Source organism: Bradyrhizobium sp. 26S5, assembly GCF_036923295.1.
In the GTDB taxonomy this organism is placed as follows: Bacteria; Pseudomonadota; Alphaproteobacteria; order Rhizobiales; family Xanthobacteraceae; genus Bradyrhizobium; species Bradyrhizobium septentrionale.
In genome coordinates this window covers 3,944,794-3,961,288 of record NZ_CP145948.1, presented here as the reverse complement: position 1 = coordinate 3,961,288, position 16,495 = coordinate 3,944,794, and the positions used below count along the sequence as shown (strand labels likewise).

10 protein-coding genes and 3 pseudogenes are annotated in these 16,495 nt (G+C 62.8%); 4 read left to right on the top strand and 9 right to left on the bottom strand.

The genetic code is table 11. From position 1 onward, the window contains the following. Position 1: 1 nt before the first annotated feature. From V5279_RS18120 to V5279_RS18095, 6 genes and pseudogenes are all read right to left on the bottom strand, one after another. Entirely contained in the window at positions 2-1,171 is a 1,170-nt protein-coding gene (locus tag V5279_RS18120) for an aminotransferase (RefSeq protein WP_029078593.1), read from the bottom strand. Positions 1,172-1,179: 8 nt separating this feature from the next. Continuing rightward, positions 1,180-1,509: a rhodanese-like domain-containing protein gene (locus tag V5279_RS18115; protein WP_166204233.1), complete on the bottom strand. Its 330-nt coding sequence runs from the start codon at positions 1,507-1,509 to the stop codon at positions 1,180-1,182. 135 nt (positions 1,510-1,644) lie between these two features. Next, a complete protein-coding gene (locus V5279_RS18110) occupies positions 1,645-3,570 on the bottom strand; it encodes a potassium transporter Kup (protein ID WP_166296788.1) in 1,926 nt (641 codons plus the stop codon). A 154-nt stretch (positions 3,571-3,724) separates the two neighbouring features. Then, entirely contained in the window at positions 3,725-5,659 is a 1,935-nt protein-coding gene (locus V5279_RS18105) for a potassium transporter Kup (protein WP_338699587.1), read from the bottom strand. 113 nt (positions 5,660-5,772) lie between these two features. Next, positions 5,773-6,602 (bottom strand): annotated as a pseudogene (locus V5279_RS18100) (flagellar motor protein MotB). Between the two features lie 28 nt (positions 6,603-6,630). Continuing rightward, complete coding sequence (locus V5279_RS18095; protein WP_029078588.1) at positions 6,631-7,404, bottom strand: motility protein A; 774 nt, start codon at positions 7,402-7,404, stop codon at positions 6,631-6,633. Positions 7,405-7,779: 375 nt separating this feature from the next. Here V5279_RS18095 and V5279_RS18090 point away from each other — a divergent pair, with 375 nt between their 5' ends. Continuing rightward, positions 7,780-8,757, top strand: coding sequence for an NADPH:quinone oxidoreductase family protein (locus V5279_RS18090; RefSeq protein WP_338699582.1), 978 nt, complete (start codon positions 7,780-7,782; stop codon positions 8,755-8,757). A gap of 398 nt (positions 8,758-9,155) precedes the next feature. Here the strand turns inward: V5279_RS18090 and V5279_RS18085 are convergent. Then, a pseudogene (locus V5279_RS18085) lies at positions 9,156-9,922 on the bottom strand (IS5 family transposase). 522 nt (positions 9,923-10,444) lie between these two features. Between V5279_RS18085 and V5279_RS18080 the strand changes: the two are divergent. From V5279_RS18080 to V5279_RS18070, 3 genes are all read left to right on the top strand, one after another. Then, on the top strand, positions 10,445-10,633 hold the full coding sequence (locus tag V5279_RS18080; protein ID WP_338699581.1) for a hypothetical protein: 189 nt from the start codon (positions 10,445-10,447) through the stop codon (positions 10,631-10,633). 874 nt (positions 10,634-11,507) lie between these two features. Beyond that, positions 11,508-11,957 (top strand): (2Fe-2S)-binding protein, encoded by a 450-nt coding sequence (locus V5279_RS18075; protein WP_338701262.1) that lies wholly within the window; start codon positions 11,508-11,510, stop codon positions 11,955-11,957. 1 nt (position 11,958) lies between these two features. Further along, entirely contained in the window at positions 11,959-14,157 is a 2,199-nt protein-coding gene (locus V5279_RS18070; RefSeq protein WP_338699579.1) for a xanthine dehydrogenase family protein molybdopterin-binding subunit, read from the top strand. A 209-nt stretch (positions 14,158-14,366) separates the two neighbouring features. Here V5279_RS18070 and V5279_RS18065 read toward each other — a convergent pair whose 3' ends face one another. Both V5279_RS18065 and V5279_RS18060 read right to left on the bottom strand, forming a co-directional pair. Further along, the gene (locus tag V5279_RS18065; protein ID WP_414645951.1) at positions 14,367-15,410 is read right to left on the bottom strand and encodes a M14 family metallopeptidase; all 1,044 of its coding nucleotides are present in this window, start codon (positions 15,408-15,410) and stop codon (positions 14,367-14,369) included. Beyond that, positions 15,361-16,127 (bottom strand): annotated as a pseudogene (locus tag V5279_RS18060) (IS5 family transposase). Before V5279_RS18060 ends, V5279_RS18065 begins: the two are co-directional and overlap by 50 nt. Positions 16,128-16,495: the final 368 nt, after the last annotated feature.

Below are 16,495 nucleotides of genomic sequence, written 5' to 3'. Positions count from 1 at the left end.
TCTACCTCTTGCGACGATGCACCGCGTCGGACAACCGCTCCAGCGCGGTGTCGAGCGTCGAGTCCTTCTTGGCGAAACAGAAACGCACGACCGACGTCACCGCATCCTGTTCGTAAAACGCCGACACTGGAATAGCCGCGACCTTGTAATCCTGCACAATTCGCCAGCAGAACTCGGCGTCGGTCTCGTTGAGCCCAAGCGGCGACAGATCGACGGTGAGGAAGTAGGTCCCCTGCGACTTCAGCACCGGAAAGCCGATGCTCTCCAACCCCTTGGTGAGGCGGTCACGACTCCGCGCCATGTCCTTGCGCATGTCGAGGAAGTAATCGTCCGGCTTGCCGAGGCCATACGCAACAGCCGCTTGCAGGTTGGGCGCTGTCGTGAAGGTGAGGAACTGGTGCACCTTGGCGGCAACCCGTAGCAGCGGCGGCGCGGCGCAGACAAAGCCGATCTTCCATCCGGTCAGCGAGAAGATCTTGCCGGCGCTGCCGACCTTGATGGTGCGGTCGCGCATGCCCGGGATCGTGATCAACGGGATATGCTCGCGGCCGTCGAACACGACATGCTCCCAGACCTCGTCGCAGATCGCGACCACGTCGAACTCCTGGCAGAACCGCGCCAGCAGCTCGAGGTCCTCGCGCGGATAGACCACGGCGGCCGGGTTGAGCGGATTGTTGAACAGCACCGCCTTGGTCTTGTGGTTGAAGACGCTGCGCAGCATCTCCTCGTTGAGCCGCCATTCCGGCGGCTCGAGCCGCAACAGCCGCGGAATGCCGCCGGCCTGGCGGATGATCGGCAAATAGGAATCATAGACCGGCTGGAAGCAGACCACTTCGTCGCCCGGCTCGACCACCGCGAGGATCGAGGATGTCAGCGCCTCGGTGCCGCCGGAGGTGACCATCACCTCGGTCATCGGATCGAGCTTGAGCCCGTGCCAATGACCGTAATGCGATGCGATCGCCTGACGAAGCTCCGGGATGCCCATCATCGACGGATACTGGTTGTAGCCGTTGACGGAAGCATCCGCGGCGGCGCGGCGGATGTCCTCCGGTCCGGGATCGTCGGGAAAGCCCTGGCCGAGATTGATGGCGTTGTTGTCGCGCGCAGCCTGCGACATCGCCTCGAAGATCGTGACGGGAAGGTCTGCGAAGACCTTGTTCATGGAGGTCATGTCAGGGATCAGCCGCCCGTCTTGGTCGGCAGTCCCGCCGCCTTCCAGCCGATGATGCCGCCCGCCAGATGCTTGTCGTAAGGCAAGCCCGCGGCCTGGGCGGCCAGCGAGGCCGTCACCGAGCGCTTGCCGGAGCGGCAGGCGAACACCACCTGCTTGCCCTGCGGATCGGGAATCGCTGCCGGATCGAAGGTCGACAGCGCCACCACGACGCCATCGGGATAGGCCTCGACAGCAACCTCATTGGGCTCGCGGACGTCGACCAGGAGATAGCGGCCTTCCGCTATGCCCTTTGACACCTCGTCCGGAAACAAATCTTCCACCTTGTGGTCCGCCACGGAAATATCCTCCCGACATCAGTTGGCGAGCGTCGCGCGGCTCGCCGGTCCGGGCCGCAAAGTCGCCTCTTGCGCGGAGAAAATCAAGCGTCCGAAACGGGTTAGATGCTGCGCAGAAACGCTGGATCGTGGACCCTAGATCGTGACTTGTGTGCCGACCTCGACCACCCGCCCGGTCGGGATCTGGAAATAGTCGGTGGCGTCGTTCGACGAACGGCTCAGTGCAATGAACAGATGATCCTGCCAGCTCGGCATGCCCGAATGCGCCGCCGGCTTCAGCGCACGGCGGGACAGGAAGAACGAGGTCGACATGATGTCGAACTGCCAGCCGAGCTTGCGGGCGATCGCCAGCGTCTTCGGCACGTTCGGCTGTTCCATGAAGCCGAACTTCAGCGTCACCTTGGAGAAGGTCTCGCTCAGCTGCTCCATCCGCACCCGCTCGGACGGATCGATCCGCGGCGTCGGCGCGGTCTCGATGGTCAGGATGACGTTCTTCTCGTGCAGCACCTTGTAGTGCTTGAGGCTGTGCATCAGCGCGGTCGGCGCGCTGACAGGGTCGCTGGTCAGGAACACCGCGGTGCCGGAGACCCGCTGCGGCGGCCGCTTCTCCAGCATTTTGACGAGATCGTCGAGCGGGAATTCCAGCTTGCGCGATTTCTCGAACAGCAGCCGGCTGCCGCGCCGCCAGGTGTACATCACCAGGATCATGGCCCCACCAAGCGCGAGCGGCACCCAGCCGCCCTCGAACACCTTGAGCAGGTTGGCGGCAAGGAAGGTGATGTCGAGGAACAGGAACGGCGCAACCAGCGCGGCGGCGGCGATCGGTGACCATTTCCAGACCCGCCAGATCACCACAAAGCCCATCATCGCCGTCACCACCATGGTGCCGGTCACGGAGATGCCGTAGGCCGATGCCAGCGCGCTCGACGAACGGAACATCAGCACCAGCACGATCACCGCAATGAACAGGAAGCGGTTGATGCGCGGCATGTAGATCTGCCCGGAATGCGCTTCCGAAGTGTGGCGGATCTCGAACCGCGGCATCAGGCCGAGCTGGATCGCCTGCCGGGTCAGCGAATAGGCACCGGTGATGACGGCCTGGCTGGCGATCACGCTCGCCGCGGTGGCAAGCGCGACCATCGGGATCAGCGCCCAGTCCGGGAACATCAGGAAGAACGGGTTCTCGACGGCCTTGGGATCGGCGATCAGCAGCGCGCCCTGCCCGAGATAGTTCAGCGCCAGTGACGGCAGCACGATGGACAGCCAGGCGGCCTGGATCGGGCGTTTGCCGAAATGACCGAGATCGGCATAGAGCGCCTCCGCGCCGGTCACCGCGAGGAAGACCGCACCGAGCGTGATGAAGCCGATCACGCCGTGATGCAGCATGAACGACACCGCAAGGAGCGGATTGAGTGCGTACAGCACCTCGGGATGCCGCGCGATGTGCGGCAGCGCTGCGATCGCGATCACGGCGAACCACACGCACATCACGGGTCCGAAGAAAGCGGCGACGCGCGCGGTGCCCCGCGACTGCACCGAGAACAGGAACAGCAGGATGACCACGGTGATCGGGACGACATACGGATCGAACGTCGCGGTCGCGAGCTTGATGCCTTCGATCGCCGACAGCACCGTCAGCGCCGGCGTGATGACGGCGTCGCCATAGAACAGCGCGCCGCTGATGATGCCGAGCAGTACGATCGCGCCGGCGCCCTTGGTCACGGCGCGCTGCGCCAGCGCCATTAGCGCCAGCGTCCCGCCCTCGCCATTGTTGTCGGCGCGGAGCAGGATCACGACGTATTTCAGCGTCACGACCACGACCAGCGCCCACAGGATCAGCGAGAGCACGCCGAGCACCGCATGCGCCGTCACGCCGCCCTCACCGCCGCTGGCCGCGACAATGGCTTCGCGCAGCGCGTAGAGCGGGCTGGTGCCGATGTCGCCGTAGACGACACCGATGCTGCCGAGCATCAGCGCCTTGAAGGTGGCGGTGGAATGCGCCTCGCCATGGCCATTTGCCGCCGGCGCTTCCGCCGCGGTGATCGCACTCTCGGATGACATGGGAAGCTGCGCCTCTGTCTTCTGCCGCACCGCACAATGCCGGGTCGCAGGGCTATACTCCCGGCAGGAATGCATAGGTTAGCCCGGATTCAGGCCTCCGCCATGCATATCACGCATAGATCACGGCTTTTCAACTGTAGAATTCGTTGCCGAATCAAATAGTTACCTGGGTACCCACTTCAACCACCCGGCCGGTCGGGATCTGGAAATAGTCGGTGGCATCGTTGGCGGAGCGGCTCATCGCGATGAACAGATGGTCCTGCCATTGCGGCATACCGGACTGGGCCGAGGGCTTGAGCGAGCGGCGCGATACGAAGAACGACGTCGCCATGATGTCGAATTGCCAGCCGAGCTTGCGTGCGACCGCCAGCGCCTTCGGCACGTTCGGCGATTCCATGTAGCCGAAGCGCAGCCGCACCGCGGTGAACTTGTCGCTGACCTTCTCCATGTTGACGCGCTCCGACAGATCGACGCGCGGCGTCGGTGCGGTCTCGATGGTCAGGATCACGTTGTGCTCGTGCAGCACCTTGTTGTGCTTGAGATTGTGCAACAGCGCGGTCGGTACGAAACTGGGATCGCTGGTCAGGAACACCGCGGTGCCCTTGACGATGTGCGGCGGCCGCTTCTCCAAGCTGTGGATCAGGTCGCGCAGCGGCACCTCGATGCGGCGGGTCTTGGCGATCAAGATCGCGGCGCCGCGGCGCCAGGTCCAGATCATCGTCGCCATGACGGCGCCGAACAACAGCGGCACCCAGGCGCCCTCGAACAGCTTCAGCAGATTGGCGCTGAAGAAGGTCATGTCGACGATCACGAACGGCAGGATCAGTGCCGCGGCCGACGCCACGCGCCAGTTCCACAGCTTCCAGATCACGATGAAGCCCATGATGCCGTCGGCCACCATGGTGGTGGAGACCGCGATGCCATAGGCCGAGGCGAGCCCGCTCGAGGTGCGAAATAGCAACACCAGCAGCAGCACGCCGACCAGCAGCAGCCGGTTGACGCGCGGCAAATAGATCTGGCCGGCATGGGTCTCCGAGGTGTAGCGAACCTCGAAGCGCGGCAACAGCCCGAGCTGCACCGCCTGGCTGATCAGCGAATAGGCGCCGGTGATGACGGCCTGGCTCGCGATCACGGTCGCGGCCGTGGCGAGCCCGACCAGCGGCAGCAACAGCACGTCGGGCACCATGCGGTAGAACGAGTTCTCGATCGCCGAGGGATCGGACAGCACCAGCGCACCCTGCCCGAAATAGTTGAGGAGCAGCGAGGGCAGCACGAAGAACAGCCAGCCTGACTGGATCGGCTTGCGGCCGAAATGCCCGAGATCGGCATACAGCGCCTCGCCGCCGGTCACCGCGAGGAACACCGCGCCCAAGGTCACGAGGCCGATGGTGCCGTGGGTCAGCATGAACTGGAGCGCGTAATACGGATTGATCGCCGCCAGCACCGACGGATCGTCCGTGATGTGGACCAGCCCCATCACCGCCAGCACAGCGAACCACAGCACCATCACCGGCCCGAAGGCGGAGGCGACGCGGGCGGTGCCGGAGCTCTGCACCGAGAACAGTGCGACGAGGATCAAGATCGTCAGCGGTACCACATAGTGCTCGAGATGCGGCGTGGCGAGCTTGAGACCTTCGACCGCCGACAGCACCGAGATCGCCGGCGTGATCATGGAATCGCCGATGAACATCGAGGCGCCGACCACGCCGAGCGCAAGCAGCGGCCAGCTGCGCCGTCCGATCGCGCGCTGGCCGAGCGCCATCAGCGACAGCGTGCCGCCCTCGCCATTGTTGTCGGCGCGCAGCAGCAGCAGCACGTATTTGGCGGTGACGACGGTGAACAGCGCCCACAGGATCAGGCTGAGCACCCCGAGCACCATGATGCGGGTGACCGGCTGGCCATGCGCGGCGCCGCCGACCGCCTCGCGGAATGCGTAGAGCGGCGACGTTCCGATATCGCCGAACACCACCCCGATGCTGCCCAGTGTCAGGGCCCAGAAGCCGGAGGTACCTTGGCCCGTTCCTTGGCCTGTGCCTTGGCCCGAGCCTTGACCCTCCTGGGCTTCGGTGGATGAGACGCTGGCAGCCATGGCGAGATTGGAACGCCCGATCGGTTGATTTTGATCCGCGCGGCTATCGACGCTTCCGCTCCGCGTGTCAACCGCGCAACATTACGAGCTTGACGGTAGCATGTAACCCGGAGCTACGGCTTCAGATCCGGCGGCAGCGGCGGATTTTCCCGCATCAACGTGATCGTCACGCGACGGTTGGCCGGCAAGGTCGGATCGTCGGGAAACAGCGGCTGGCCGTCAGCTTTGCCGGAAACCGCGAAGATATGGGACGGCGGCAGCCCTTCCCGCTCCAGGATCTGCCGCACCGCATTGGCGCGGTCCGCGGACAGGTCGAAGGCGTCGTAGTCGCTGCGCGCCGGCACGAAGCCTGCGGCTGTATGCCCCACGATCGCGACCCGCAGCGGCGTCGCCTTCAAGGGAGCTGCGAGCCTCTGGATCAGCCGGCGGGTGCGCTCATAGGGCTCCCTGGACCCGTCGGCGAACATCGAGCGGCCGTCCTGGTCGACGATCTCGAGGTTTAACCCCTCCTTGGTCTCCTCGAACATGATGTTCTTGGAGATCTCGGTCAATTCCGGCATGTCCTGCAGCGCCTGGCGCAGCGAGGCGGAGGCGAGCGCGAATTCGCGGTCGATCTTCAGCCGCGCGCCGTTGATCTGGCTGCGCTCCTTCTCGTCCGGCGTCGGATTGGCCGAGGACTCCTCCGGCGAGATGTGTTCGACATTCTTCAGCTTCGGCCGGGTCGGCAGGCCGTCGACTCGACGATGCCGGAATAGCGCACGTCGGTCTGCACGCCGAAGGCGTCGCGCATCGAGCCGGCGACGATCTTCAGCTTGTTGTTGTCCATGGTGGAGAACGCGACGAGCATCACGAAGAAGCTCATCATCAGGCCCATCAGGTCGGCGAAGGTCACGAACCAGCCGTGACCTCCACCGTGAGCGTCGCCGCGCTTTTTCTTGGCCATCGCTGCGTTTCCCGAAAGCGCCGATCCGTCAGGCCGGGACCGGCTCGCCTTCCTCGTTGCGATGCTTCTCCGGCAAATAGGCGAGCAGCATCTCGCGCACCAGTGCCGGGCTCTTGGAGTCGCGGATCATCAGGATGCCGTCGATGATCAGCGTGCGGTTGGTCTCCTCGTCGAGCAGCTTGCCGTGCAGCTTGTCGGCGATCGGCAGGCAGAACAAATTGGCGACCAGCGCGCCGTACAGCGTCGCGAGCAGCGCGGTCGCCATGAACGGGCCGAGCTTGGAGGGGTCGGTCATGTTGGCGAACATCTGCACCATGCCGATCAGCGTGCCGATCATGCCGAACGCGGGCGCGCAGTCGCCGATCGCGCGATAGATCTTGCTGCCCTCGTCGAGGTGCATCAGGAAATTGTCGCGGTCGCGTTCCATGTTGTCGCGGATGAATTCGAGGTCGTAGCCGTCGGCGACGTAGCGGATGCCCTTGGCGAGGAACGGCTCGTCGGTCTCGACCTTCTCGAGGCCGACCGGGCCCTGCTTGCGGGCGATCTCGGCGATGCGGGCGAGCTCGTCGACGAGGTCGCGGGCCGAGAGCCGGCTCATGGTGAAGGCAAATTTGGCGCCGAGCGGCAGGCCGTGCAGCATCACGCCGAGCGGAAAGCGGATCATCGTCGCCGCGATCGAACCGCCGAAGATGATGATCATGGCGTGTTCGGAGATGAACATGTGCAGGTCGCCGCCCATGAACATCATCACCGCGATGACGATGATGCCGGCCAACAGCCCGGCGCCTGTCATGATATCCATGAAAAACTCCAACGCGAACGCAACCCGCCTGTCCTGGACGGCGCGCAGCCCAAGGCGGGCCGCGTGGAAAAACCCTAGCGTTAATGCCATTAAGGACGCGTTACCGAATTTGGTAGGGATAACAACGGGTAAACGCCGGTCTTTTCGCGATGTCGTTGAAGATGCTGGCTTTCCGCATGCGACGCTGTCGCTGCATGCGGAAAAGGCCTCCCCGTAGAACAACGGACATGAGATAGGTTGGCTCAGAGCGTTTTCGAGCGAAGTGGCTACCGGTTCGCGTGAAGAAAACGCGTCAAAACAAGAATCTAGAGCTCCGTTCCGATTCCATCGGAACGGAAACGGCTCTAGAGGAAACGAACCAGCGAGCAGGACAGGATGAAGGCGGTCGTCGTCGAGCAATATGCGCCCATCGATCAGATCGGGTTGAAAGAGATCGCCACTCCCGAACCTGGCCCCGGACAAATCCGCGTCCGGGTCCACGCCGCGAGCATCGGCTTTGTCGACGGGCTGAAAGTCGAGGGCCGCTACCAGACCAAGGATCCCCTGCCCTTTACGCCCGGCGCGGAATTCGCCGGCGTGGTCGATCAGGTCGCGAGCGACGTCACCGGCATCACGCCGGGCATGCGGGTGATGGGCGCGGCGCGCTCGGGCGCGCTGGCCGAGCAGATCGTGGTGCCGCCTGCCGCCGTCGAGATCATGCCCGACGGCCTCTCGATGGAGGCCGCAGCCGCCTTCCGCACCAACTACCTCACCGCGCTCTATGCACTCGGCGAGCGCGGCCGGCTGCAATCCGGCGAGCAGTTGCTCGTGCTCGGTGCCGCCGGCGGCACCGGGATTGCCGCGATCCAGATCGGCAAGCTGCTCGGCGCGCGGGTCGTCGCCGCGGCCTCGACCGAGGAGAAGCGCAACTTCGCCGCAAGCTTCGGCACCGATGCTGTCGTCGACTACACGAGGCCCGATTGGCGCGACGCGCTGAAGGACGCGACCGGCGGCCATGGCCCCGACGTGATCTTCGATCCGGTCGGCGGCGAGGTCTCGCTGCAGGCGTTCCGCTCGATCGCCTGGAACGGCCGCCATGTCGTGGTCGGCTTTGCAGCAGGCAGCATCCCCGCGCTGCCGTTCAATCTGCCGCTCCTGAAAGGCGGACTTCTGATCGGCGTCGACGCCGCCCAGATCGCGCGCCGCGAGCCCGAGGCGCAGGCGCGCGTGATGGCGCAATTGTCGGCATGGCTGAACGACGGCCGACTGACGCCGGTGGTCGGCAAGGTGTTCGCGTTCGAGGATTTTCGCGATGCGTTCACAACGATGCAGACCCGCGCGGCGCTGGGCAAGATGGTGGTGCGGATCGGGTAGCGGGAGGGACACCGCCGTCACGTCATACTCACTGTCGTCCCGGCGAAAGCCGGGACCCATAACCACAGGGTTCTGTTGTTGAACACGCTGTGGCCCCAGCGTCGCTCGCATAATTGCCATTCGTGGTTATGGGTCCCGGGTCGCGCTTCGCTTGCCCGGGACGACACTGAAATTGTCGCAGCGTTTGTGACGTGACCCACGCATCGGTATTCTCGCGACATGAATCGTCCGAGTCTTGCATCTCGTTTGCCCTCTCTCTTGAAGAGGGCGCAGGGAAAGCCGGGTGCCGATCGCACCCATGGGCCCCGAGCGAAAGGTGGAAAGCTCGGGGGTAGGACCACAGGTGTAACCGGAGCAATCCGGCTTTCCCTGCGCGATGGGCTAGGTGGTGTGGACACTTATCGCATCCATAAGACGATGGCTGCGAGAGTGACGACGGCCAGGTAATTTCGGGCGGTCTTTTCGAAGCGGGTTGCAACGCGGCGGAACTGCTTGAGCTTTGAGAAGCAGCATTCGACGAGATGACGCTGGGCATAGAAATGCTTGTCGAGTGGATATTTGAGCGCACGTGACGGGTTGTTGGGGATCACGGCGAGCGCGCCTTTGGCGGCGATGGCTTGGCGCAAGTGATCGGCGTCATAGGCCGTATCGGCCATGATGACCTCGGCGGATAAGCCTTCGATCAATGCGGCGGCTTGCGGTGCATCGCCCTTCTGACCTGCGGTGAGCTTGAACCGCACCGGACATCCCAAGCCTCGAACGGCCATATGTATCTTGGTGCTCAGGCCGCCGCGCGAGCGGCCGATCGCTTGATCTTCCGCTTGATCTTCAGACCCCCCTTTTTGGCGCCGGCGGCGTGCTGATGCGCCCGAACGATGGTGGAATCGACGATCAGATATTCGAAGTCCGGATCATCGGACATCGCCTCGAAGATCCGCCACCAAACACCCTTGATGCTCCATCGACTGAAGCGCCGGAACACGCTGTTCCAGTCCCCAAACACCTCCGGAAGATCGCGCCAGGGAGACCCCGTACGCACGATCCACAGCACACCTTCCACGAACATCCGGTTGTCGCGCCCGGTGGAGCCCTTCTGATCGGGGCGCCCTATGATCAGCGGCGCTATCCGCTCCCACGCCGCGTCGCTCAATACCAAACGGTCCATCACACCCAAGGCGGCCTCCCCAAAAGCAGCCTTGAATCTGATTTGCTCCTAAAAGGGAATCCTTAGAGTCCACACCACCTACGGCTTATACGTGCTCTCCCCGGCAGACTGGGCTTGTTTGTCACCGCCTTCGCAACACGCAATTGCGTCTTACAAGGGGACACCGGCCGCTAGGGCGTCAGGACCACACGACTTCACCGTCCGCTTCACACGCATTCGTCGACTGCGCGCTCGGCGTCCACCGCATCTCACACCGCGTTCGTGACGATCGCGAAGCGCCCCTCGATCGGGTGAGACGGCGGCATTAGACTGCTGAGTTGGGGGCCGCGTCAAGAGGAATTTCCGAAAAAACAAAATCGCTCTATCACTGGACATTGCCGGGTTATGCCGAGTTGCCTGTCGTCGAGGCCGCTCGCGGACGCATCAGCCGGCGCGCGGCCCCATGCCCGGCACTATCACACGTTATTGTCGCCGGGTTCCGTGCCGCCTACCGTTTGCCGAAAACGGCAGCGGGACAGAAAAATGCAGGACATGCTGACGCATCTCGAGAAACTTCGCACCGACGCTGCGGAGTGCGCCCTGATCCGCGACCTGGCCACGGACATCCAGAAGCGTGAACTGTTTGCCAAGCTTGCCGAGGATCTTGCGAGCCTTGCTGCCGAAGTCGAGAAGGCCATTGCCGCGGCCCGCAAAGAGGGCGAAGCCAGCTAGGGCATGGCTCAGAAATCCGCGATGTCCGTTTGTCCCCCGACAGCGGCACAGAAACGAACATTGCACGAGGTCCGCGAAGGGCCAGAAATAGACTCGGCGCCACCGCAACGACAATCAAGGCGGCCGACTAATGGCGGGCCGCTAGCGCAGCCACATCGGAACAGCCATTACGATGGAATGCTGCCGGTCTGTTTCAACGGAATCGGCTAAAGGCGACATCGCTGCGGAGTGGCTTGCAGCTCAGAACGACTTCTTCACCCTTTACTTGGCAGACTGCGCCCGCTAGCGGTTAGGCTCCCGGTTGTGCTTTGATGCCACTTGTGGAGGGACGTTCCGTGGAAGGTCCTTTTGAGAGGCGATTAGCAGCCATCCCGGCGGCCGACGTGGTCGGATACTCCGCCATGATGGAGCGCGCCCTCAGGGGCCAACCAGAGACGTCACACCCCTTGCAAGCTTTCCGGCAATCGATGTAGTCTTTTCCGTAACAGCTGCCACCGGGGCGTGCCGAAATCCCCGAGGATTGCAATAGGCAGCCGCTGGTGCTGTCGGCAGGCGTTCCAGCTCTATTCTTTACAATTGCAAATACGCGATCGTGCGGTCACGCTTCGGGGTCCGTCATGCAATTTTCGCGCTGCAACTTCTTTCAACTACTAGCGGCGGATGCCGCCGCGCTCTCGGCCATCTCGCACGCCGCCGTCGCGCATATCAGAGGCGGCCGATCCGGCTCGGGCACCGGGAGAATGTCTTCGAGGTGAGATTTTTGGCCGTTGGTGTCGAACGCGGTCGAGAAGATCACCGAGTCGCAGCTTCCGCCTAAAGACAGCGCGCGTGCCCGACAGCAGCGGCAAGTTTAATGGGAGGAGCCAGCATGCGAATGACCTTGAACGGGCAGACGACAGATATTGACGTCGACGCCGGCAAGCCGCTGCTCTGGGTCTTGCGAGATGATCTCGGTCTGGTTGGCACCAAATACGGTTGCGGCCAGGCTCTTTGCGGGGCCTGCACCGTTCTCATCGACGGACAACCCGCGCGCGCCTGCCAGACGACGATCGCTGATGCTGAAGGCCGAAGCATCGTCACCATCGAGGGCGTCTCCGGAAAGGTGGCTGAGGTCGTTCAGACGACCTGGACTAGACTCGACGTCCCGCAGTGCGGTTACTGTCAGTCGGGTCAGGTGGTCGCTACGATCGCCCTGCTGACAGCAAACCGGAAGCCGACCGACACCGACATCGATGACGCGCTCAGTGGCAATCTCTGCCGCTGCAGCACCTATCATCGCATTAGAGCTGCCGTCCACGAAGCCGCCAAGCTGCTGGAGGCCTGACATGCACGACTCATCTCTTGCTTCGCTCCCTCCCCACTCGGAGCCATCTCGTCGTTCGTTTCTCATCGGAGCGACAGCGCTCGGTTCGAGCCTCGTCGTCGGTTTCTCGGCGAAGTCTGATGCAGTACCGGATGCCGCCAAGCCGGGCGCGAACCCATTTGTCGGATATGTGCAGATCGCGCCAGACGACACTGTGACGATCCACTCGTCGCAAATGGACATGGGCCAAGGTATCTATCACGGCATTGCCACTCTGGTTCAGGAAGAGCTCGATGCCGACTGGTCGAAAGTGACCGTGGTCGGCGGGGCCGGGAATACAGCGCTGTACGGCAACATTCCCTTTGGCGGGAAGATTCAGATGACCGGCGGATCCAGCGGGACCGCCTCGTCCTGGGAGCGTTATCGCCGGGCTGGCGCGACCGCGCGCACGATGCTGATCGCGGCTGCCGCGGAACACTGGAATGTGCCGGTCGCCGAGATCAAGGCGGAGAACGGCGTTGTGAGCCACGCGTCCGGCAAGTCGGCGACCTATGGTGCGCTGGCCGCGAGTGCCGCGAGTGGTCCGGTTCCGACGAGCGTCGCCTTGAAGCAGCCGAACGAATGGAAATACATCGGCAATGCGGCGCTACCGCGATACGACTCCCGGCCAAAATCCAACGGCACGCAGCGGTACACGATCGACCTGCGCGAGCCTGGCATCCTCACGGCGGTGGTGATCCATCCGCCGCTCTTTGGCGCGACGTTGAAATCCTTCGAGGGATCGAAAGCCAAGGCGATGAAGGGCGTTGTCGACGTTGTCGAAATCCCGCGGGGCGTGGCGGTCGTTGCGACGGGAATGTGGGAGGCCATGAAAGCCCGCGAGGTCGTCACCGTTGAGTGGGAGGATACCAACGCCGAGAAGCGAGGTTCTAGCGAGATCACCGCAGAATATCGCGCTGCCGCCCAGAAAGGGGGCGAAGTCGTTGCAGCCAATGTCGGCGACGTCGATGCGGCGTTTATGAAAGCAACGAAGGTGATCGAATCGCAGTATGAATTCCCATACTTGGCGCATGCTCCGTTGGAGCCGATCAACGCTGCCGCAAGAATGAATCCTGATGGGACGCTCGAAGTATGGGGCGGCCATCAGATGCCCGACCTTTATCAGGCGGTTGCAGCCAAGGTTGCCGGCATTGCACCGGATAAGGTGATTTTGCGCGTGATGAAGACCGGGGGCGGTTTCGGTCGACGCGCTTCCGTCGATTCCGACATCATTGTCGAGGCGGTCGCGACGGCGAAAGCGATCGGATGGAAGGCGCCCGTCAAGGTCCAGTGGACCCGCGAAGATGACATGCGCGCCGGTCGCTATCGTCCAGCTTTCATCCACAAAATGAGGGCGGGGCTCGACGAGAACGGCAATCTGATCGCTCTTCGCGACACACTCGTTGGCCAGTCCATCTCCAAAGGCACGGTGATGGAGGCGGGTCTCGTCAAGAACGGAGTGGACGTGCTATCGGTGGAGGGGATGGCCAACCAGCCTTATGCCATTCCAAATCTGCGCGTCGACCTGACAACAACAACTTCCCCGGTGTCCGTGCTGTGGTGGCGCGCGGTGGGATCCACGCACACAGCGTACGCGCTCGAGGCCTTCATCGACGAGATCGCGCATGCAGTCGGCAAGGATCCGGTGGAGTTTCGGCTGGCCATATTGAAGGACAAGCCGCGGCACGCGGCGGTCCTGCAGCTTGCCGCCGAAAAAGCCGGTTGGAACACGCCGCCCCCTGCGGGACGCTTTCGCGGCGTCGCCGTCGCCGAGTCGTTCCACTCCTATGTCGCGCAAGTGGCAGAGATTTCGGTCGACAACAAGGGACTGCCCAAGGTCCACCGCGTCGTCTGCGCCGTCGATTGCGGCATAGCCGTGAACCCCGATCAGGTTCGCGCACAGATGGAGGGAGGCATCGGATTCGGGCTTGGTGCGATCCTGAAATCACAGATTACGCTCGACAAGGGCCAAGTCGTCCAAGGCAATTTCGACGGCTACGACGTATTGAGAATCAACGAAATGCCAGCGGTCGAAGTTCACATCGTCAATTCGTCGGCTCCGCCAACCGGCGTTGGCGAACCCGGCGTTCCGCCGATCGGACCAGCGGTGGCCAATGCGATGTTCAAGGCGACCGGCAGGCGCATTCGCATCTTGCCGTTTGCAAATTCGGAAAACAGCTGAGCGCAACACTCGCCGATCAACTCCTCGAACTCGTGATCGACGGCGTCAAGACCGCGACTTGCAACACGGAAGACGAGACGAGCACCTCGGCGCCCGGGGAGCGCTGGATCGTGCTCGTGGGCGCGGCGAGCCCCGCTGCGTGATCGAAACCACCGAGGTGACACGTCGGCGCTTCAGCGAGGTCGATGCCGGCTTCGCGCGTGACGCAACTACTCGGGATAGACCTGAACGTCCTTTGGCCCCGGCTTGTTGAAAAGGATAAATACCAGGGGGTTGCCGGGCTCGGACATTGCATCGCTGCGCTGGCCCGTGATCTCTCCGGCCACGCCGCTTGTATACTCCGCAATCACCTCGCCGAAGCTATTGCGCTGGATGGCAACTTTCTGTCCGGCTTCGACCTTGTCGTTGAGTTTGACCAGATGCTCAACGAGACCGCCCGCGGTGGCCAGGATCGGGTACGCGCTGTTACCGACAAAGACAGTCACGTCCTTGCCGGTACGTCCCATTGGCCCGGCAACGATGCCGTGATGCTTGAGGACGTTCATTGTGCCTTCCACAAAGAGCGAGATCATCTCAGGGTCCAGGACGCGCGCAGCGCCGATTTCCGGCGTGAAGGACGGGATGCCGGCGTCCATGAACGCGTTGTGCAGGACACCGGGATACACATGATTGTCGAAGATCTGGCCGACGGGATAGAGCTCAACCATCGCCTTGACCTCGGGCACATCCATGCCGCCGATATTAAATGCGGTGACTTCGAATCCGGTTGTCCCTGTGTGGAAGTCGATCGCGAAGTCGGCGTTCGGCCGCAGCAGCCGCTTGAACAGAACCCCGGCGTGTCGGCTGGGTGCGGTGGCGCCGTTCTCGTTCCCGGGCCACTCCCGATTCATATCGATCAGATCGATGCCTCTGCCCTGGTTGGGCCATCTGCGCTGCATGCTTTCCAGGGCTGGGCGGGACACGTCCGTGACCGCCATCACCGTGCCCGACATCTGCGCCGGGTCGAGTTGGTTCATCACAGTCTGGACCGTATGCACAGAACTCATCTCGTCGCCATGCACGCCACTGGTCAGGACACCGCGCTTGCCTGGCTTTGCTCCCTTGGCGACCGTTACAGACACATACCAGTGCTGTCCGGTTGGCATCTCAACGCCCTGAAAATACAAACGGTGTTTCTTCCCGGGCTCTAGGTGGTGTGGACACTTATCGCATCCATAAGACGATGGCTGCGAGAGTGACGACGGCCAGGTAATTTCGGGCGGTCTTTTCGAAGCGGGTTGCAACGCGGCGGAACTGCTTGAGCTTTGAGAAGCAGCATTCGACGAGATGACGCTGGGCATAGAAATGCTTGTCGAGTGGATATTTGAGCGCACGTGACGGGTTGTTGGGGATCACGGCGAGCGCGCCTTTGGCGGCGATGGCTTGGCGCAAGTGATCGGCGTCATAGGCCGTATCGGCCATGACGACCTCGGCGGATAAGCCTTCGATCAATGCGGCGGCTTGCGGTGCATCGCCCTTCTGACCTGCGGTGAGCTTGAACCGCACCGGACATCCCAAGCCTCGAACGGCCATATGTATCTTGGTGCTCAGGCCGCCGCGCGAGCGGCCGATCGCTTGATCTTCCGCTTGATCTTCAGACCCCCCTTTTTGGCGCCGGCGGCGTGCTGATGCGCCCGAACGATGGTGGAATCGACGATCAGATATTCGAAGTCCGGATCATCGGACATCGCCTCGAAGATCCGCCACCAAACACCCTTGATGCTCCATCGACTGAAGCGCCGGAACACGCTGTTCCAGTCCCCAAACACCTCCGGAAGATCGCGCCAGGGAGACCCCGTACGCACGATCCACAGCACACCTTCCACGAACATCCGGTTGTCGCGCCCGGTGGAGCCCTTCTGATCGGGGCGCCCTATGATCAGCGGCGCTATCCGCTCCCACGCCGCGTCGCTCAATACCAAACGGTCCATCACACCCAAGGCGGCCTCCCCAAAAGCAGCCTTGAATCTGATTTGCTCCTAAAAGGGAATCCTTAGAGTCCACACCACCTAGGTCGTTGACGTCGAGCGCACTGACGACCTTTTTGCCTTCGATAACATCGCCGGTATAGACCGTTCCTGATGCCGGATTGCCAAGAGGTGTCGCTGCGCCCTGGGCATTCGCAGCACCAGCGTTGACGGCGACGGCGGCCGCGGAGCCGACCGTGGCAATGGATGCCATTATCAGATCGCGGCGATCGATGCCTTTTGCAGACTTCTCCGGCATGATGGTGTCCTCAGTGATTGTGAAAGGTAACGTTCGTACGACGGCACAGCATACCCTTTGAACCCTGGTGCGC